The following is a 17,774-nucleotide window of genomic DNA, read 5'->3' as shown; positions in this document are numbered from 1 at the left end:
AGATTCACCTGTACTTCATCGGAATCCCGCTGGGGCTGGTCGGCGCGCTGTCACTGATGATCTGGTCGCACAAGGGACCCCACGCCGCGACCTACAAGATGCCAGAGAAGTGGACGCACCCGCCCATCCTGTGGGCGGCCACCGACGAAGACGTCGGCGGCGCGCACGGCGGACATGGCGCGTCGGAGTTCTCGGTGGGAGGTGGCGCCAGTGGTACATGGTGAGGTTGCGACGATCGCACCCAGCGAGCTGCCCAAGGGCTCGGTGATCACCACCAGCGGACGGATTTCGGGCGTCGCCGAGCCGGGCGAGCTGTCGGTGCATTACCCCTTCCCGATCAGCGACCTCGTTGCCATCGACGACGCGCTGAAGTACGGCTCGCGCACGTCTAGGGCGCGGTTCGCCATCTACCTCGGGGACCTGGGCAGCGACACCGCCGCGCGGGCCCGCGAGATCTTGGCCAAGGTGCCGACGCCCGACAATGCGGTGCTGCTTGCCGTCTCGCCCGACCAGCACGTCATCGAGGTCGTCTATGGCTCGGCGGTCCGGGGCCGCGGCGCCGAGTCGGCCGCGCCACTGGGAGTGGCCGCAGCTTCGTCGGCGTTCGAGCAGGGCCACCTGGTCGACGGGTTGGTCAGCGCGATCCGCGTGCTCAGCGCCGGGATCTCGCCGGCCTAGGTTCTGAGCGCGCGCCGAGACTGTCGTCACGGCGCCGAGGCTGCGCCCAGAGCGAGGATTGGCTCCGTTTCGACGCGCTGAGCGCAGGCTCGATCAGGACGCGTCGAACTTGCGGGCTCTCAGCGACCGCTTGACCCCGGCCTGACCCTCGAGCACCAGGCGCCGCAGGGCGGGCGGCACCTCCGCCTCCGGTGCGGCCAGGAACGCATCGGCGGCCGCGACGCCGGCCTCGCTGACGTCCCAGTGCGGGTAGAGGCCGATCACCACCGTTTGGGCGACCTCGCTGGATCGCCGTGTCCAGACCCCGGGGATCGCCTCGAAGTAGCGCGCGGTGAACGGCTTGAGCAGCTCATGCTGTCCGGGCGGCGCGATGCCCGCGATCATCGAGCGGGCGGTGATGTTGGGCAGGGTGTCGTCCTCGACCACCGTCGTCCAGGCCTGCTCCTTGACCGCAAGTTGGGGGCGTGCCGCCGCCGCCTGGGCACCGTGGCGCTTGCCGGCGGCGGTCGGGTCCCGCCGCACCTCGGCGTCGATGAACGGGGTCGCGGGCCCGTCGGCGTCGATCTCGCCGGCGGCGGCCAGCGCGGTCACGATGCGCCAGCGCAGGTCGGTGTCGATCTCCAAGCCGGTCAACCCCTGCTCGGCGGGGTCACCGTTGACCAGCGCCGCCAATGTCTCCACATGCCGCGTCGACAGCACCGACGAGCACAGCGTGTTGACGAACGCGAGCTGGTGATCCGATCCGGGCGGCGCGGCGCGCGCCAACTCCAGCAGCCGGTCGGCGAATTGCGGCCAGCCGTGCTCGCGCGCCCAGCCGGGCTCGGCGTAGGACGCCAGCGCGGTCTGGGCCTGCAGCAGCAGCCGTTGTGCCACGCCGACCTCGGTTTCGGCCTGCACGCCGCCGGAGACAAGCGCCACGAAATCGCGGGCGCGCAACTCGGCCTCGCGAGTCATCTCCCACGCGGCCGACCACACCAGCGAGCGGGGCAACGGCTCGGCGATGTCGGCGATCCGCTGCAGCGCGGTCTGCAGCGACTGTCCATCCAGCCGCAGCGAACAATAGGTCAGGTCGTCGTCGTTGACCAGGATCAGCTGGCCACGCGAAACCCCAACCAGCGCAGGGACTTCGGTCTCCGAGCCCTCGACGTCGAACTCCTCTCGGTGGACACGGACCAGCTTGCCGGCGCCGCTGGAATCGCTGTCGTCGTAAATGCCGATCGCCAGCCGGTGTACCCGCGTCTCGCCCGCGCCGGGCGCGGCGCCACTTTGCCGCACGACGAACCGGGTGAACTTGCCGTTAGTGTCGACGTCGAAATCGGGTCGCAGTGTGTTCAGCCCGGTGGTTTTCAGCCACTGCTGACCCCAGTCGGACAAGTCGCGACCGGACGCCTTTTCCAGCGCGCCGATCAGATCGGCGAACGTGGCGTTGCCGTATGCGTGCGTGCGGAAGTAGTCGCGCAGCCCGGCCAGGAAGTGCTCCAGCCCGACGTAGGCCACCAGCTGCTTGAGAACCGAAGCGCCTTTGGCATAGGTGATTCCGTCGAAGTTCACCTCAACGGCGGCCAGGTCGGGGATCTCGGCGGCGATCGGGTGCGTCGACGGCAGTTGGTCCTGGCGGTACGCCCACGACTTCTCGACGGTGGCGAACGTCGTCCAGGCCTCGGTGAATTCGGTTGCCTCGCTTTGGCACAACACCGACGCGAAGGTCGCGAACGACTCGTTGAGCCACAGGTCGTCCCACCACGTCATGGTGACGAGGTCGCCGAACCACATGTGGGCCATCTCGTGCAGCACCGTCTCGGCGCGCCGCTCGTAGGACGCCCGGGTGACCTTGCTGCGGAAGACGTAGTCCTCGAGGAAGGTCACCGCCCCGGCGTTTTCCATCGCGCCGGCGTTGAACTCGGGCACGAACAGCTGGTCGTACTTGCCGAACGCGTAAGGTAGGCCAAAGTTCTTGTGATAGAAGCCGAATCCCTGCTTCGTCTGGGTGAACAACCGCTCGGCGTCCATGTACTCGGCCAGCGACGCCCGGCAGTAGATGCCCAGCGGGATCTCGCCGTGTTCGTCGGTGTAGGAGTCTTTCCACTCGGCGTACGGGCCGGCGATCAGCGCCACCAGGTAGGTGCTCATCCGCGGCGTGGTGGCGAAGGTGTGCACGCCATCTTCCACCGACACGGGCGCGCCGTTGGAGATCACCTTCCAATGCTTGGGGGCGGCCACCCGCAGGTCGAACGTCGCCTTGAGGTCGGGCTGGTCGAAGCAGGCGAACACGCGCTTGGCGTCGGCCGTTTCGAATTGCGAATACAGATAGGTCTCGTTGTCCACCGGGTCGACGAAGCGATGCAGTCCCTCCCCGGTGTTGGAGTAGCGGCAGTCGGCGTCGACGACGAGGACGTTTCGTTTCTCCAGCCCGCGCAGCGGGATGCCGGTCGACTCGTCGTATCCGGACACGTCGAGCTCGCGGCCGTTGAGGGTTGCGCTGCGGATCCTGTCGGCGGCGATGTCGATGACCGTGTCGGCGCCGGCGAGCGCCTCGAACGCCACGGTGGTGATGGACCGGAAACTGTCGGAGCCGTCGGTGACGTCGAGGGAGATCCGGTAGCTGTCAACGGTGATCAGGGCGGCGCGTTCGACAGCCTGGTCCCGGGTGAGGTTAGGAAGGGCCACGCGTCCAACCTAAACGTGTTGGTGAACGCCCGGTAACCGGAGCGACGGACCGGGAACAGGCGCCCGGCGACTACGGTTGTGCTGAACGGTGTGCTGAACGTATTTGACTCGCCAGGAGAGGACCGCGCTATGTCCGAGAAGGCCCCCGTGAAAAACCAAGCCGATTTCTGGTTCGACCCGCTGTGTCCGTGGTGCTGGATCACGTCGCGCTGGATCCTCGAGGTGGAGAAGGTCCGCGACATCGAGGTGCAGTTCCACGTCATGAGCCTCGCGATCCTCAACGAAAACCGCGAAGGCCTGCCCGACAAATACCGCGAAATGATGAAGCATGCATGGGGGCCGGTGCGGGTGGCGATCGCCGCCGAGCAAGCCCACGGTGCCAAAGTCCTGGACCCGCTGTACACCGCGATGGGAACCCGGATCCACAACGAGGACAACAAGGACCTCGACGAGGTCATCAAGCTGTCGCTGGCCGACGCCGGCCTGCCGGCGGAGCTCGCCGAGGCCGCCCACAGCGAGGCCTACGACGACGCCCTGCGCAAGAGCCACCACGCGGGCATGGACGCCGTCGGCGACGACGTCGGCACGCCGACCATCCACGTCAACGGTGTGGCGTTCTTCGGGCCGGTGCTCTCGAAGATCCCGCGTGGCGAGGAAGCGGGCAAGCTCTGGGACGCCTCGGTGACCTTCGCCTCCTACCCACACTTCTTCGAACTCAAGCGGTCCCGCACAGAGCCGCCGCAGTTCGACTAGTTGGTTGGGCGGCGACCCGTCCCCCGCAAGCGGGAGGTACCCCCAGCGCCGGCTCCGCCGCGCTTGCGATCGCCGACTAGCTCCAGACGGCGCTCGGCTGTAAAGATGTCGGGCATGCGCGTCTACCTGGGTTCCGACCACGCCGGATACGAGCTCAAGCAGCAGATCATCGAGCACCTCAAGGAATCCGGGCACGAGCCGATCGATTGCGGCGCGTTCAGCTACGACGCCGAGGACGACTATCCGGCGTTTTGCATCGCGGCCGCAACGCGCACGGTTGCCGACCCCGAGAGCCTGGGCATCGTGCTCGGCGGGTCGGGCAACGGTGAGCAGATCGCCGCCAACAAGGTGCCGGGAGTCCGCTGCGCGCTGGCGTGGAGCGTCGAGACCGCGACCCTGGCCCGCGAACACAACAACGCGCAGTTGATCGGCATCGGCAGCCGCATGCACACCGTGGCCGAGGCGCTGGCGATGGTGGAAGCCTTCCTGACTACGCCGTGGTCGAAAGCCGAACGCCACCAACGGCGTATCGACATCCTCACGGAATACGAACGCACCCACCAAGCGCCGCCGGTGCCCGGCGCGGCGGTCTGAGCGTGCCCGAAGGGCACACCCTGCACCGGCTGGCCCGGCTGCACCAGCGCCGATACTGCGGCGCAGCGGTCGCGGTGTCCAGCCCGCAGGGCCGATTCGCGGGCCCCGCGGCCGTCGTGGACGGCAGGGTGTTGCGGCGGACCAGCGCCTGGGGCAAGCACCTTTTTCACCACTACGACGGCGGCCCGATCGTGCACGTGCACCTGGGGCTGTACGGCGCCTTCACCGAGTGGGAGCGGCCCGGCGGTGCGCCGCTCCCCGAACCGGTCGGACAGGTGCGGATGCGGATGGTCGGGGCCGACTACGGCACCGATCTGCGCGGTCCGACGGTGTGCGAGGTCATCGACGAAGGTCAGGTCAGCGACGTGGTGGCCAAGCTCGGCCCCGACCCCTTGCGCAGCGACGCCGACCCGTCGTGGCCGTGGGCTCGAATTACCAAGTCGCGCAGGCCCATTGGCGCGCTGTTGATGGACCAGACCGTCATCGCCGGCGTGGGCAACGTCTACCGCAACGAGTTGCTGTTCCGCCACCGCATCGATCCGTTCCGGCCCGGCCGCGGGATTGGCCAGGCGGAGTTCGACGGGGCGTGGACCGACCTGGTGGCGCTGATGAAAGTCGGTTTGCGCCGCGGCAAGATCATCGTGGTGCTGCCCGAACACGACCACGGTCCGCCGTCGTACCGGCCCGGGCGGCCACGCACCTACGTGTACCGGCGCGCGGGGGAGGCGTGCCGGGTGTGCGGTGGACCGATTCGCACGCAAGTGCTGGAGGGCCGAAACGTGTTCTGGTGCCCGACCTGCCAGAAGTGACGGAGCTCACAGCGGCGCAGACCCGCGAACGCGCAGGTCCGCGCGGGGTGCGCCGGCTCGCAGGAAATCCTAAGCAAGAAACGCTGGCGTCTACTGTTTGGGCGCGGCTGCGGTCGGGTATTGGTAGCGACCGTGAAGATAATTCCACGTTTAGTTGCAACAATTTTCGCGATAATCGTCGGTCTGGGCCTGGCGGGGCTGGGCGTCGCGTCCGAGGCGCAAGCGCACCCGGGGCCCTTCCCGCAGTGGTGCCCCGGGGACTTCTGGGACCCCGGCTGGGGCGACAACTGGGACGGCGGGCGTTGCCACGACAACTGGCGCGGACCGGGCCCCAACCCGCATCCCGAGCCGTTCCGCGGCCCAGGGGGTCCGGGCGGCCCCGGCGGTCCGGGCGGCCCCGGATGGGACCATCGCTGACCCGTTAACCGAATGACCGCGCCCTGCCGACGACCGTTCGGCGGGGTGCGGTTTACGTTCGAGCGCGCTCGATGACGCCCAGCGCGGCGTAGACCTCGTTGCTGAGTGCGAGGCTGCGGGGGTCGGCATGGGCCTTGGTGGCGTCGAAACGATTCGCCACATACGCGTAGCCGATTCGGTGCTCGAGGTCGACAAACCCGAACGAGCCACCGAGGCCGCCGTGGCCGAAGATCCGGGGGTTGGGTCCGTTGACGCAACGCTGGTTGAGCATGTAGCCCAGCCCCCACCCGTGGTCGGCGACGCGCGGGCCCAGCACCAGATCGGTGTCAAAGCCGCCCTGCGACACCCGGACCCGTTCCATGTGCTCACGGCTCAGCAGCTTCTCCTGCGCGAGCGCGTTGTAGAACGTCGCCAGTCCCAGTGCCGACACCTGGCCGTTCGTGCCGGGGAACTCGAGCTGGCGCCACAGCTGCAGATCGTGGGAGCCGAGTTCGTCGTCGGGGGCGAAACCCATCGAGATCGACAGCGCCGCTTTCGGGTGCTCGGTCAGGCTGGTCGGGTAGCCGGGGGCTTGCACGTCGGCCAGCAAGTCTCGCGCGTGCGGCTTGTTCACTCGCTCGGCGCAGCGGCGTTGCTCGGCCGGGGACAGGCCGATGTGGATGTCGGCGCCGAGCGGTTCGGCGATCTCGGTGCGCAGGTATTGACCGATCGTGCGACCGGTCACCCGGCGAAACACCTCGCCGAGGATGAAGCCGAAGGTCGTCATGTGGTAGCCCTGGGCGGTGCCGGGCTCCCACCACGGTTCCGAGGCGGCAAGTTGCTCACAAACAAAGTCCCAGTCGGCGACCTTTTCCCAGCTCATCCGAGTGCGCGGTCCGATGACGCCGGATCGATGGCTCATCACCATCGCAAGGGTGATGTTCTGCTTGCCCGCCTGCCCGAAGTCGGGCCAGTAGCGGGCCACCGGCGCCTGCAAGTCCAGCTCACCCCGGTCGGCCAGTTGGTGGATGCAGGTGGCCGTCAGCCCCTTGGTGCCCGACAGGACCGTCGTCAGGGTGTTTTGTTGCCAGGGCCTGGTGCGGGCGGCGTCGGCCCAGCCACCCCACAGGTTGACGACGAGGTCCCCGTCGACCCAGACCGCGACCGCCGCGCCGACCTCGTTGCGCGACGCGAAATTGCGTACGAACTCTGCGCGTACTCCGTCGATTTCCGCCACGCACGAGCCGTATATCTCGACGTCCCCCATGGCGCCTTTCTGTCGAGCGACTGCCAACCCGAGCGGGCGACGGGAATCGAACCCGCGTAGCTAGTTTGGAAGACTAGGGCTCTACCATTGAGCTACGCCCGCAAGTTTTAGTCGAGCGAGACTGTATCTGGCGGCGAACATCAAATCTAATCGAAACGGGTTTGTGATCGCCCCGTGAGGTCCCAGCGGTCTTGAAGGTCCCCCGCGAAGCCGATGGCCAACCTGGCGTTGAAGGGCCGTAGGATCGCGAGGTCAGCGCGGGGTGTAGCGCAGCTTGGTAGCGCATCCGCTTTGCGAGCGGAAGGCCGCAGGTTCAAATCCTGTCACCCCGACCAGCGCAACCAGCCTAGCCGCGGCACACCGCCACCGACCGCCTGGAACGACCACCGAGGAGCACACCCGTGAAGAGCAGCGTCGAGCAGTTGAGCCCCACCCGGGTGCGGATCAACGTGGAGGTGCCGTTCACCGAACTCGAGCCCGATTTCCAACGGGCTTACAAAGAGCTGGCCAAGCAGGTCCGGCTGCCCGGCTTCCGGCCCGGCAAGGCGCCGGCCAAGCTGCTCGAGGCCCGTTTCGGCCGGGAGGCGATGCTCGACCAGGTCGTCAACGAGGCGCTGCCCACCCGCTATGGACAGGCGGTCGCAGAGTCGGAAGTCCACCCGCTCGGCCAGCCCGACATCGAGGTCACCAAGAAGGAGTACGGCCAGGAGCTGGCGTTCACCGCCGAGGTCGACGTCCGCCCCAAGCTCACCCTTCCGGACCTGGGCTCGCTGCAAGTCGCGGTGGACCCGATCGAGGTCAGTGACGACGACATCGACGCGGAACTGGAGTCGTTGCGCGCCCGGTTCGGCACCCTGAAAGGGGTGGACCGGCCGGTGGCCGACGGTGACTTCGTCTCGATCGACCTGTCGGCCACCGTCGACGGCGAGGAGGTGCCGAATGCGGCCGCGGAGGGCCTGTCCCACGAGGTCGGCTCGGGCCGGCTCATCGCGGGCCTGGACGACGCGCTGGTCGGCCTGTCCGTCGATGAGTCGAAGGAATTCACCGCCCAGTTGGCGACCGGCGAGCACGCCGGGAAAGACGCGCAGGTCACCGTGACCGTCAGGTCGGTCAAGGAACGCGACCTGCCCGAGCCCGACGACGAGTTCGCCCAATTGGCCAGCGAGTTCGACACCATCGACGAGTTGCGCTCCAACCTTCGCGACCAGGTGGGTCGGGCCAAGCGCACCCAGCAGGCAGAGCAGATCCGCGACGCCGCGATCGACGCGCTTCTCGAGCAGGTCGACGTGCCGCTGCCGGAGGCCGTCGTTCAGGCCCAGGTCGATGGCGCCGTGCACAACGCGCTGCACAGCCTCGACCATGACGAGGTCAAATTCGCGGAGGTGCTGCGCGAGCAGGGCAAGTCGCGCCAGCAGTTCGAGGTCGACGCGCGCAATGCCGCCGAGACGGACGTCAAAAGGCAGCTGTTGTTGGATGCGCTGGCCGACGAACTGGAAATCCAGGTCGGCCAGGAAGACCTGACCGAGCGACTGGTGATGACGTCTCGGCAGTACGGCATCGAGCCGCAGCAGCTGTTCGGCTATCTGCAGGAGAACAACCAGCTGCCGGCCATGTTCGCCGACGTGCGCCGCGGGCTGACCATCGCGGCCGTGGTGGAGGCGGCCACGGTCACCGACACCGACGGCAACACCATCGACGCGAGCGAGTTCTTCGGCAGGCGAGGCCAACCCGATGAGGCCGACGAGGCTGTGGAGGCCGACGAGGTTGAGGAGAACCAGGCGGACGAAGACTCCGACGAAACCGATGAGGCCGACGACGAGGCGAAGTGACCCGCAATGACGCTGTGAGCGAACGAGCCCGTTTCAGGGGGTGCGCGACCGGCACACAGCGGGCTTGGTTGGCTAGGGTCGGAGCAGAGAAGAACTCGAGGAAAGCAGGTATCCCACGGTGAACCCAGTGACTGACATGCGTTCGAACTCGCAGGGTCTCAACCTCACGGACTCGGTCTATGAGCGCTTGCTCTCCGAGCGCATCATCTTCCTGGGTTCGGAGGTGAGCGACGAAATCGCCAATCGGCTGTGCGCGCAGATCCTGTTGCTCGCCGCCGAGGACGCCACCAAGGACATTTCGCTCTACATCAATTCACCCGGGGGATCGATCAGCGCCGGGATGGCCATCTACGACACCATGGTCCTGGCCCCGTGCGACATCGCCACCTACGCGATGGGCATGGCCGCCTCAATGGGCGAGTTCCTGTTGGCGGCCGGAACCCAGGGCAAGCGTTACGCGCTGCCGCACGCGCGCATCCTGATGCACCAGCCGCTCGGCGGGGTCACCGGCAGCGCGGCCGACATCGCGATCCAGGCCGAGCAGTTCGCCGTCATCAAGAAGGAGATGTTCCGGCTCAACGCGGAATTCACCGGCCAGCCGATCGAGCGCATCGAAGCCGATTCCGACCGCGACCGCTGGTTCACCGCCCCGGAAGCCCTCGAATACGGTTTCGTCGACCACATCATCACCCGCGCCGCTCACATCACAAATGGAGAAGCCCAGTGAGTACTGAAAACCCCCAGATCCAGCCCCAGGCGCGCTACATCCTGCCGTCGTTCATCGAGCACTCCAGCTTCGGCGTCAAGGAATCGAACCCCTACAACAAGCTGTTCGAGGAACGCATCATCTTCCTCGGCGTCCAGGTGGACGACGCGTCGGCGAACGACATCATGGCCCAGCTGCTGGTACTGGAGTCGCTGGATCCCGACCGCGACATCACGATGTACATCAACTCGCCCGGTGGGGGATTCACCTCGCTGATGGCGATTTACGACACCATGCAGTACGTGCGCGCGGACATCCAGACCGTGTGCCTGGGCCAGGCCGCCTCGGCGGCGGCCGTCCTGCTGGCCGCGGGGACTCCGGGCAAGCGCATGGCGCTGCCTAACGCGCGGGTGCTAATCCACCAGCCGTCGCTGTCCGGGGTGATCCAGGGTCAGTTCTCCGATCTGGAGATCCAGGCCGCCGAGATCGAGCGGATGCGCACGCTGATGGAGACCACACTGGCCCACCACACCGGTAAGGACGCGTCGATCATCCGCAAGGACACCGACCGGGACAAGATCCTGACCGCCGAAGATGCCAAGGACTACGGGATCATCGACACGGTCCTGGAGTACCGGAAGCTTTCCGCGCAGACGGCGTAACGCCTCGCCCAACGTGCACTCAGTGCGAATTCCCGGCTGAATTTTCGCGCTGAGTACACGCTCGGTGGACGGCCGCGATGTCGGGCGGCCGCACCCGGCAGCATCCGCCGACGATGCGGGCGCCCGCCGCCACCCACTGCGTCGCGAGCTGTCCAGAGAACCGCGACGGACCCACCCACGCGCGCCCGTTCCACCGCTCACCGCTGTTCGGGTAGACGATCACCGGCTTGCCGATATTCGCCAGCCGGATCGCGGGCAGCACGTCGTCGGGCGCGCAGCAGTTGACGCCGACCGCCACGATCTCCGGGACCCCGGCCGCCACCGCGAACGCCTCGGCCAGCGGTTGCCCGGCGCGGGTGTTCGTCCCGTCGATGGTGTAGCTGAGCCACGCCGGCACGCCGGCCGAGCGCACCAGATCGACCAGCGCCTCGGCCTCGTCGACATCGGGCACGGTCTCGCACGCCAGCACGTCCGCGCCGGCGGCGGCCAGGATCTCCAGCCGGGGCCGATGCCATCGCGTCAGTGCGGAGACGGACAGGCCGTAGCGCCCGCGATATTCGGAGCCGTCGGCCAGCGCCGCCCCGTAGGGGCCGACGGAGGCGGCGACGATCAGCCCGCCCGCGCCGGCTTCGTCGCGCGCAGCCTTCGCCAGCTCGACGCTGCGGCGCAGCAGGCGGGCGGCTTCGCGCCGGTCGATCCCGTGGGCCGCAAAGCCCTCGAACGATGCCTGATAGCTGGCCGTCGTCGCGATCGCGGCGCCGGCGCGGAAGAACGCGGCGTGCACGCCGACGATCTCCTGCGGGGCGTCGGCCAGCAGCTTGGCCGACCACAGCGGGTCCGAAAGGTCATGTCCGCGCGCCTCCAGCTCGGTGGCCAGGCCGCCATCGCTGATCAGCACCGATTCGCTGGGCCCCCCAAACCCGAAAGCCGATCCCACCTAGTAACTGTAGGGTTGTGGCAGCCCACTGGACTCGATCGGGTAACGACCGCGACACGCCAAAGCACTGATTGCGCGTCTCGGCGAGTGAGTGGCGCGTCTGCCTATATGTTTCATGCAGACATATAGACATGAATACCAACGACGCGATTCGGCGGTAACGGTCGCGTGCGGCCCGAGCAAGCGGGTAGCGTCGGGGAATACGTGCGGCATAGCAAGACGAACGGCGAAAAGGAAGTAGGCCCTCAGCACCATGGCGCGCATCGGAGACGGCGGTGACCTGCTGAAGTGCTCGTTCTGCGGGAAGAGCCAAAAGCAGGTCAAGAAACTCATTGCCGGCCCCGGTGTGTACATCTGCGATGAGTGCATAGATCTCTGTAACGAGATCATCGAAGAGGAGCTCGCCGACGCCGACGACGTCAAGCTCGACGAGCTGCCCAAGCCCGCCGAGATCCGGGAATTCCTGGAGGGATACGTCATCGGGCAGGACACCGCCAAGCGCACCCTGGCGGTCGCGGTTTACAACCACTACAAGCGGATCCAGGCGGGCGAGAAGGGTCGTGACTCCCGGTACGAGCCGGTGGAGCTGACCAAATCCAACATCTTGATGCTCGGGCCCACCGGCTGCGGCAAGACCTACCTGGCCCAGACGCTGGCGAAGATGCTCAACGTGCCGTTCGCCATCGCCGACGCCACCGCGCTGACCGAAGCCGGTTATGTCGGTGAGGATGTCGAGAACATCTTGCTCAAACTCATCCAGGCCGCCGACTACGACGTCAAGCGCGCCGAGACCGGCATCATCTACATCGACGAGGTGGACAAGATCGCCCGCAAGAGCGAGAACCCGTCGATCACCCGCGACGTCTCCGGCGAGGGCGTCCAGCAGGCGCTGCTCAAAATCCTGGAGGGCACCCAGGCGTCGGTTCCGCCGCAGGGCGGCCGCAAGCATCCGCATCAGGAGTTCATCCAGATCGACACCACCACCGTGTTGTTCATCGTCGCGGGTGCGTTCGCCGGTCTGGAGAAGATCATCTACGAGCGCGTCGGCAAGCGGGGGCTGGGCTTTGGCGCCGAGGTTCACTCCAAGGCCGAGATCGACACCACCGACCAGTTCGCCGACGTGATGCCGGAGGATCTGATCAAGTTCGGCCTGATCCCCGAGTTCATCGGGCGGCTCCCGGTGATCGCTTCCGTCACCAACCTGGACATGGAATCGTTGGTCAAGATCCTCTCCGAGCCGAAGAACGCGCTGGTCAAGCAGTACACCCGGCTGTTCGAAATGGACGGCGTTGAGCTGGAGTTCACCGACGACGCGCTGGAAGCCATCGCCGACCAGGCGATCCACCGCGGCACCGGCGCCCGTGGCCTGCGGGCCATCATGGAAGAGGTCCTGCTGCCGGTGATGTATGACATCCCGAGCCGCGACGACGTCGCCAAGGTCGTGGTGACCAAGGAGACCGTGCAGGACAACGTCTTGCCGACGATTGTGCCGCGCAAGCCGTCGCGCAGCGAACGCCGCGACAAGAGCGCCTAACGCTTCGCTAATTCCGGCCGCCTGAAGCTTTGAGTGGCTGGGGCCGTGGTTCAGCAGCGACTGGCGCGTGTGCACCGACATCAATCCGCGCTCCGACGGGGCGGGGACGTGACCAATACCACAGTTTTGATCGGTGCGCACCCCCACGTCGCGCTGACTTCGGCTTTCAGCCGTAAATTCGCTGCATGTAATGGTCTCGAGACGCGCATGCTTGCCTACAAGGAGTGCCATAATTGGTACTAGCAGTGACACACAAGCTCGAGGGCCCGGGAGCCGCCCCATCGGCGCGTAACCTAATGCTCCAGCGGCGTGCCTATCCGGATAGCGAATGGAAGGCGGATACGTGGATCCCAACGGCAGCGGGGCCGGGTCTGATTCTCCCAATGGCTCCTCTCGGAATGGGTCGTCGGGCCGTCAGCGTCTAGAACAAGTTGTCATTCGATTCGCCGGGGACTCCGGCGACGGCATGCAGCTGACCGGCGACCGGTTCACAACCGAGGCAGCGCTTTTCGGAAACGACCTGGCGACCCAGCCGAACTATCCCGCCGAGATCCGTGCCCCCGCAGGCACATTGCCCGGGGTTTCGTCCTTTCAGATCCAAATCGCCGATTACGACATCTTGACCGCCGGCGACCGCCCCGATGTCCTCGTCGCCATGAATCCGGCGGCGCTCAAGGCCAACATCGGCGACCTCCCGCGCGGCGGAATGGTCATCGCGAATTCCGACGAGTTCACCAAGCGCAACCTGACGAAAGTGGGCTACGTAACGAACCCGCTGGAGTCCGACGAACTGGCCGACTACGTCGTGCACTCGGTCGCGATGACGACGCTGACGCTCGGGGCCGTCGAGGCGATCGGCGCGTCGAAGAAGGACGGCCAGCGCGCGAAAAACATGTTCGCGCTTGGCCTGCTGTCGTGGATGTACGGGCGGCCGATCGAGACCAGCGAGCGGTTCATCCGGGAGAAGTTCGCCCGCAAGCCCGAGATCGCGGAGGCCAACGTGCTCGCGCTCAAGGCGGGCTGGAACTACGGCGAAACCACCGAGGCGTTCGGCACCACCTACGAGGTCTCGCGGGCGTCCCTGCCGTCGGGCGAATACCGCCAGATCTCGGGCAACACCGCCCTGGCCTATGGCATCGTCACGGCCGGCCGGCTCGCCGGGATCCCGGTCGTGCTCGGCAGTTACCCGATCACGCCGGCCTCGGACATCTTGCACGAGCTGTCCAAGCACAAGAACTTCAACGTGATCACCTTCCAGGCCGAGGACGAGATCGGCGGCATCTGCGCGGCGATCGGCGCCTCCTACGGCGGTGCCCTCGGCGTCACCAGCACGTCCGGGCCGGGGATTTCGCTCAAGTCCGAAGCGCTGGGCCTGGGCGTGATGACCGAGCTGCCGCTGCTGGTCATCGACGTTCAGCGGGGTGGGCCGTCGACGGGGCTGCCCACCAAGACCGAGCAGGCCGACCTGCTGCAGGCGCTGTACGGCCGCAACGGGGAGTCCCCGGTGGCGGTGGTGGCGCCGCGTTCGCCGTCCGACTGCTTCGAGATCGCCATCGAGGCGGTGCGTATCGCGGTGTCGTACCACACCCCGGTGATCGTGTTGTCCGACGGCGCCATCGCCAACGGCTCGGAGCCGTGGCGCGTCCCGGACGTCGGCTCGCTGCAGCCGATCACGCACACCTTCGCCAAACCCGACGAGCCCTTCCAGCCGTATAACCGCGACCCGGAAACGCTGGCCCGGCAATTCGCCGTTCCGGGCACCCCCGGTCTCGAGCACCGCATCGGTGGCCTGGAAGCGGCGAACGGCTCCGGCAACATCTCCTATGAGCCGGTCAATCACGACCTCATGGTCCGAATTCGCCAGGCCAAGATCGACGGCATCGCCGTGCCCGACCTGGAGGTCGACGATCCGAGCGGCGAGGCCGAGCTGCTGCTGCTCGGCTGGGGCAGCTCGTACGGGCCGATCGGCGAAGCCTGCCGCCGGGCGCGGCGCAAGGGCATCAAGGTCGCCCACGCCCACCTGCGCCATCTCAGCCCCTTCCCGGCGAACCTCGGCGACGTGCTGCGGCGCTACCCGATGGTGGTGTGCCCGGAGATGAACCTCGGCCAACTGGCGCTGGTGTTGCGGGGCAAGTTTCTGGTCGACGTGCAATCCGTCACCAAGGTTCAGGGTGTCGCGTTCCTTGTCGACGAGATAGGGCGCATCATCCGCGCCGCACTGGGCGGCACCTTGGCCGAAATCGAGCAAGACAAGAAGATGGTCGCCAGAATGGCGGCAGCAACGGTTGGAGCGGGAGCTAGCGAATGACCGACGTGATCGGCAATCTGGCGGGCACAGACCTCGGCGTAACCCCTGGGTCGAACAAAAACGAACGGCTGACCAAAAACGACGGGGTCCCCACCACGGACCAGCCGCAGAAGGCCAAGGACTTCACCAGCGACCAGGAGGTGCGTTGGTGCCCGGGTTGCGGTGACTACGTCATCCTCAACACAATCCGCAACTTCCTGCCCGACCTCGGCCTGCGCCGCGAGAACATCGTCTTCATCAGCGGCATCGGCTGCTCGAGCCGGTTCCCTTACTACCTCGAGACCTACGGCTTCCACTCGATCCACGGCCGGGCGCCGGCCATCGCGACCGGTCTGGCGCTGGCCCGCGAGGACCTCTCGGTGTGGGTGGTCACCGGCGACGGCGACGCGTTGTCGATCGGTGGCAACCACCTGATTCACGCGCTGCGCCGCAACGTCAACATCACCATCCTGCTGTTCAACAACCGGATCTACGGCCTGACCAAGGGCCAGTACTCGCCGACATCGGAGGTCGGCAAGGTCACCAAGTCGACCCCGATGGGGTCGCTCGATCAGCCGTTCAACCCGGTGTCGCTGGCGCTGGGCGCCGAGGCGACCTTCGTCGGTCGCGCGCTCGACTCCGACCGCAACGGGCTGACCGAGGTGCTGCGCGCCGCCGCCGAGCACCGGGGCGCTGCGGTCGTCGAAATCCTGCAGGACTGCCCGATTTTCAACGACGGCTCCTTCGACGCGCTGCGCAAGGAGGGCGCCGAAGAGCGGGTGATCAACGTTCACCACGGCGAGCCGATTGTGTTCGGCGCCAACGGCGAATACTGCGTCGTGAAGTCGGGCTTCAGCCTGGAGGCGGCCAAGACCGCCGACGTGCGTGTCGACGAGATCGTCGTGCACGACGCGCACGCCGACGACCCGGCCTACGCGTTTGCGTTGTCCCGCCTTTCGGACCAGAACCTCGACCACACCGTGCTGGGCATCTTCCGCAACATCAGCCGGCCCACCTACGACGACGCCGCACGCTCTCAGGTCCGCGCCGCCCAGTCATCGAAGCCGTTCGACTCCGCCGCGCTGCAATCGCTGCTGCGCGGGCGTGACACCTGGACCGTCGACTGACGTGGCCGACCAGGTGCCCGACACAGTGGAAAAGGCCGGGTTGCTGGCAGGGGTAGTACTCGCTGGAGGCGAGTCGCGGCGCATGGGCCGCGACAAGGCCACCGTGCCCGGGCCCGGCGGAGCGGCCACGCTCGCCGAGTATGTCGTCGGCGTCGTCGCGCAGCGCTGCGAGCCGGTTTTCGTGATGGCCGCCCCGGGGCAGCCGTTGCCGTCGGTGCGGGCTCGCGTCGTGCGCGACGACGTGCGGGGAATGGGACCGCTGCCGGCGACGGGACGCGGACTGCGCGCGGCCGCGGATGCCGGCGCCCGGTTCGCGTTCGTCTGCGCCGTCGACATGCCGTTGCTCACCGCCGAACTGATCGACGACCTGGTCCGCCTCGCCACCGAGACCAACGCCGAGGTGGTGTTGCCGTGGGACGGGCGCAGCCACTACCTGGCCGCGGTCTACCGCACCGATCTGGCCGAGCGGATCGACGCGCTGGTCGCCGCCGGCGAGCGCAGAATGAGCGCCTTGATCGACGCCTCCGACGCCCAGCAGATCGTGCTGCCGGATTCGCGTCCACTGACGAACGTCAACACCGACGCCGAACTGCGCGCGGTCGCGCAGGCGCGCGCCTGACAACACACGGTTACCCGTGTGAATTGGCGCCGAAAGGCCGCTTTATAAACTCCGCTGTAAAAAGTTCTAAATCGCAGACTTTACGATGATCTGGCCATTCTTTTGCGCAAATTCAATTAGCGCCGGCCATTCCTTATCCCCCGTCCTTCGTTATCTGGACAACAGCGACGGCCTCGTTGCCCCATCGTGCATCGAATTGCCTTGGAGCCGAGCGGCTTTCGGTCGCCGACGCGGTGAATCATGCGTGCCGTCGCCCCAGAAATTCGTGGGCAGCCCGGCAAATTGGCGCCCGCAAATGGCGGTGCCCCGGCCGTCGTTGCCGGCCGAACACGGACCGGTATCCGGAAGGGATTGGAGCGGTTGCTGATTGGGCATGGACGGAGTCGGATCGGCCGACTACAGGGCGAAAGTCATTGGTGCCCAATAGCTTTAGAAGCAATGCTGGCCGGCTCGTTTGCTTCGGCTTGTCGGAGGGCGATCGCGCGTATCTGGTTGTACCATGCGCCGGTTCGCCGTTGCAGGGTCTGGATAGATACGGCGGCGCGCACCGAGTCTCGGCACCGCAAACACGTGTGCCAGCTCACAAAAATAGCGTGATTCGGCTCACGATTTGGTTGCCATCCCCACGGATGCGCACCGCCCGAAAAGGCGCGATTGACCTGCAGAAATGATTCCGCGATGGTGGCGTGATCGGCCCGTTACCCGACCGAGATATCCATTTTCCGAAGGTGACGAATGCGGCCGGGTTTCGTACGGTCCCTGGTAGCCCGAAACGGGTTAACGGAAAAGTAATCGAAAATTGAATCCACGGACCCGCGTGTGAGCGGGGCTGCGGACGGCGTGAATGCGCCGCAGCCCGGGGTAGTACCCCGCCGGGCAGATCGAGCGCCCGCCGCTGTCGTGCCAGAA

Annotated in this window: 16 protein-coding genes and 2 tRNA genes; 14 read left to right on the top strand and 4 right to left on the bottom strand. The window is 66.7% G+C overall.

Annotation, left to right across the window (positions count from 1 at the left end; all coding sequences use genetic code 11):
• The first annotated feature begins 56 nt into the window (after positions 1-56).
• Both JWP83_RS15075 and JWP83_RS15070 read left to right on the top strand, forming a co-directional pair.
• Positions 57-224 carry a hypothetical protein gene (locus JWP83_RS15075; RefSeq protein WP_297731275.1) on the top strand — a complete coding sequence of 56 codons (168 nt, stop codon included), beginning with the start codon at positions 57-59 and terminating at the stop codon, positions 222-224.
• The gene (locus tag JWP83_RS15070) at positions 211-678 is read left to right on the top strand and encodes a DUF5130 domain-containing protein (protein ID WP_297731249.1); all 468 of its coding nucleotides are present in this window, start codon (positions 211-213) and stop codon (positions 676-678) included. Before JWP83_RS15075 ends, JWP83_RS15070 begins: the two co-directional genes overlap by 14 nt.
• Positions 679-771: 93 nt before the next feature.
• Here JWP83_RS15070 and pepN read toward each other — a convergent pair whose 3' ends face one another.
• On the bottom strand, positions 772-3,345 hold the full coding sequence (gene pepN / locus JWP83_RS15065) for an aminopeptidase N (protein ID WP_297731246.1): 2,574 nt from the start codon (positions 3,343-3,345) through the stop codon (positions 772-774).
• A 129-nt stretch (positions 3,346-3,474) separates the two neighbouring features.
• On the opposite strand from pepN, the gene JWP83_RS15060 reads away from it, so the two are divergent.
• The 4 genes from JWP83_RS15060 (at position 3,475) to JWP83_RS15045 (ending at position 5,918) form a co-directional block, all read left to right on the top strand.
• Positions 3,475-4,098 (top strand): Rv2466c family mycothiol-dependent reductase, encoded by a 624-nt coding sequence (locus tag JWP83_RS15060; protein ID WP_297731244.1) that lies wholly within the window; start codon positions 3,475-3,477, stop codon positions 4,096-4,098.
• Between the two features lie 114 nt (positions 4,099-4,212).
• Positions 4,213-4,692 (top strand): ribose-5-phosphate isomerase, encoded by a 480-nt coding sequence (locus JWP83_RS15055; RefSeq protein WP_297731242.1) that lies wholly within the window; start codon positions 4,213-4,215, stop codon positions 4,690-4,692.
• 2 nt (positions 4,693-4,694) lie between these two features.
• The gene (locus JWP83_RS15050) at positions 4,695-5,501 is read left to right on the top strand and encodes a DNA-formamidopyrimidine glycosylase family protein (RefSeq protein WP_297731240.1); all 807 of its coding nucleotides are present in this window, start codon (positions 4,695-4,697) and stop codon (positions 5,499-5,501) included.
• 132 nt (positions 5,502-5,633) lie between these two features.
• Positions 5,634-5,918, top strand: coding sequence for a hypothetical protein (locus JWP83_RS15045; protein ID WP_297731238.1), 285 nt, complete (start codon positions 5,634-5,636; stop codon positions 5,916-5,918).
• 52 nt (positions 5,919-5,970) lie between these two features.
• Here the strand turns inward: JWP83_RS15045 and JWP83_RS15040 are convergent, their stop codons facing one another.
• On the bottom strand, positions 5,971-7,164 hold the full coding sequence (locus JWP83_RS15040) for a serine hydrolase domain-containing protein (protein WP_297731236.1): 1,194 nt from the start codon (positions 7,162-7,164) through the stop codon (positions 5,971-5,973).
• Between the two features lie 31 nt (positions 7,165-7,195).
• Positions 7,196-7,266: transfer RNA gene (locus JWP83_RS15035), tRNA-Gly, on the bottom strand.
• A gap of 156 nt (positions 7,267-7,422) precedes the next feature.
• On the opposite strand from JWP83_RS15035, the gene JWP83_RS15030 reads away from it, so the two are divergent.
• From JWP83_RS15030 to clpP2, 4 genes are all read left to right on the top strand, one after another.
• Positions 7,423-7,499 (top strand) — tRNA-Ala (locus JWP83_RS15030).
• A gap of 66 nt (positions 7,500-7,565) precedes the next feature.
• A complete protein-coding gene (gene tig / locus JWP83_RS15025; protein WP_297731235.1) occupies positions 7,566-8,993 on the top strand; it encodes a trigger factor in 1,428 nt (475 codons plus the stop codon).
• A 118-nt stretch (positions 8,994-9,111) separates the two neighbouring features.
• Complete coding sequence (gene clpP1, locus JWP83_RS15020) at positions 9,112-9,720, top strand: ATP-dependent CLP protease proteolytic subunit ClpP1 (protein ID WP_297731233.1); 609 nt, start codon at positions 9,112-9,114, stop codon at positions 9,718-9,720.
• Positions 9,717-10,361, top strand: coding sequence for an ATP-dependent CLP protease proteolytic subunit ClpP2 (clpP2, locus tag JWP83_RS15015; RefSeq protein WP_297731229.1), 645 nt, complete (start codon positions 9,717-9,719; stop codon positions 10,359-10,361). The genes clpP1 and clpP2 overlap by 4 nt, the downstream gene beginning before the upstream one ends.
• 19 nt (positions 10,362-10,380) lie before the next feature.
• Here the strand turns inward: clpP2 and mmuM are convergent, their stop codons facing one another.
• A complete protein-coding gene (mmuM, locus tag JWP83_RS15010) occupies positions 10,381-11,298 on the bottom strand; it encodes a homocysteine S-methyltransferase (protein ID WP_297731227.1) in 918 nt (305 codons plus the stop codon).
• Positions 11,299-11,551: 253 nt separating this feature from the next.
• Between mmuM and clpX the strand changes: the two genes are divergently transcribed.
• The 4 genes from clpX (at position 11,552) to mobA (ending at position 16,865) form a co-directional block, all read left to right on the top strand.
• Positions 11,552-12,832, top strand: a complete 1,281-nt coding sequence (gene clpX / locus JWP83_RS15005; protein ID WP_297731224.1) for an ATP-dependent Clp protease ATP-binding subunit ClpX — start codon at positions 11,552-11,554, stop codon at positions 12,830-12,832.
• A 343-nt stretch (positions 12,833-13,175) separates the two neighbouring features.
• Positions 13,176-15,140 (top strand): 2-oxoacid:acceptor oxidoreductase subunit alpha, encoded by a 1,965-nt coding sequence (locus JWP83_RS15000; RefSeq protein WP_297731273.1) that lies wholly within the window; start codon positions 13,176-13,178, stop codon positions 15,138-15,140.
• A complete protein-coding gene (locus JWP83_RS14995) occupies positions 15,137-16,246 on the top strand; it encodes a 2-oxoacid:ferredoxin oxidoreductase subunit beta (RefSeq protein WP_297731222.1) in 1,110 nt (369 codons plus the stop codon). The genes JWP83_RS15000 and JWP83_RS14995 overlap by 4 nt, the downstream gene beginning before the upstream one ends.
• Before the next feature lies 1 nt (position 16,247).
• Positions 16,248-16,865, top strand: coding sequence for a molybdenum cofactor guanylyltransferase (gene mobA / locus JWP83_RS14990; RefSeq protein WP_297731219.1), 618 nt, complete (start codon positions 16,248-16,250; stop codon positions 16,863-16,865).
• Positions 16,866-17,774: the final 909 nt, after the last annotated feature.

Source organism: Mycobacterium sp. (assembly GCF_025965855.1).
In the GTDB taxonomy this organism is placed as follows: Bacteria; Actinomycetota; Actinomycetes; order Mycobacteriales; family Mycobacteriaceae; genus Mycobacterium.
This window is presented reverse-complemented; position numbering and strand designations above follow the sequence as displayed.

Bases quoted from the DNA above. Each gene is read 5' to 3' on its own strand.
- JWP83_RS15075 (WP_297731275.1), top strand. From the start codon at position 57: ATGATCTGGTCGCACAAGGGACCCCACGCCGCGACCTACAAGATGCCA.
- JWP83_RS15060 (WP_297731244.1), top strand. From the start codon at position 3,475: ATGTCCGAGAAGGCCCCCGTGAAAAACCAAGCCGATTTCTGGTTCGAC.
- JWP83_RS15055 (WP_297731242.1), top strand. From the start codon at position 4,213: ATGCGCGTCTACCTGGGTTCCGACCACGCCGGATACGAGCTCAAGCAG.
- JWP83_RS15040 (WP_297731236.1), bottom strand. From the start codon at position 7,164: ATGGGGGACGTCGAGATATACGGCTCGTGCGTGGCGGAAATCGACGGA.
- clpX (WP_297731224.1), top strand. From the start codon at position 11,552: ATGGCGCGCATCGGAGACGGCGGTGACCTGCTGAAGTGCTCGTTCTGC.
- JWP83_RS14995 (WP_297731222.1), top strand. From the start codon at position 15,137: ATGACCGACGTGATCGGCAATCTGGCGGGCACAGACCTCGGCGTAACC.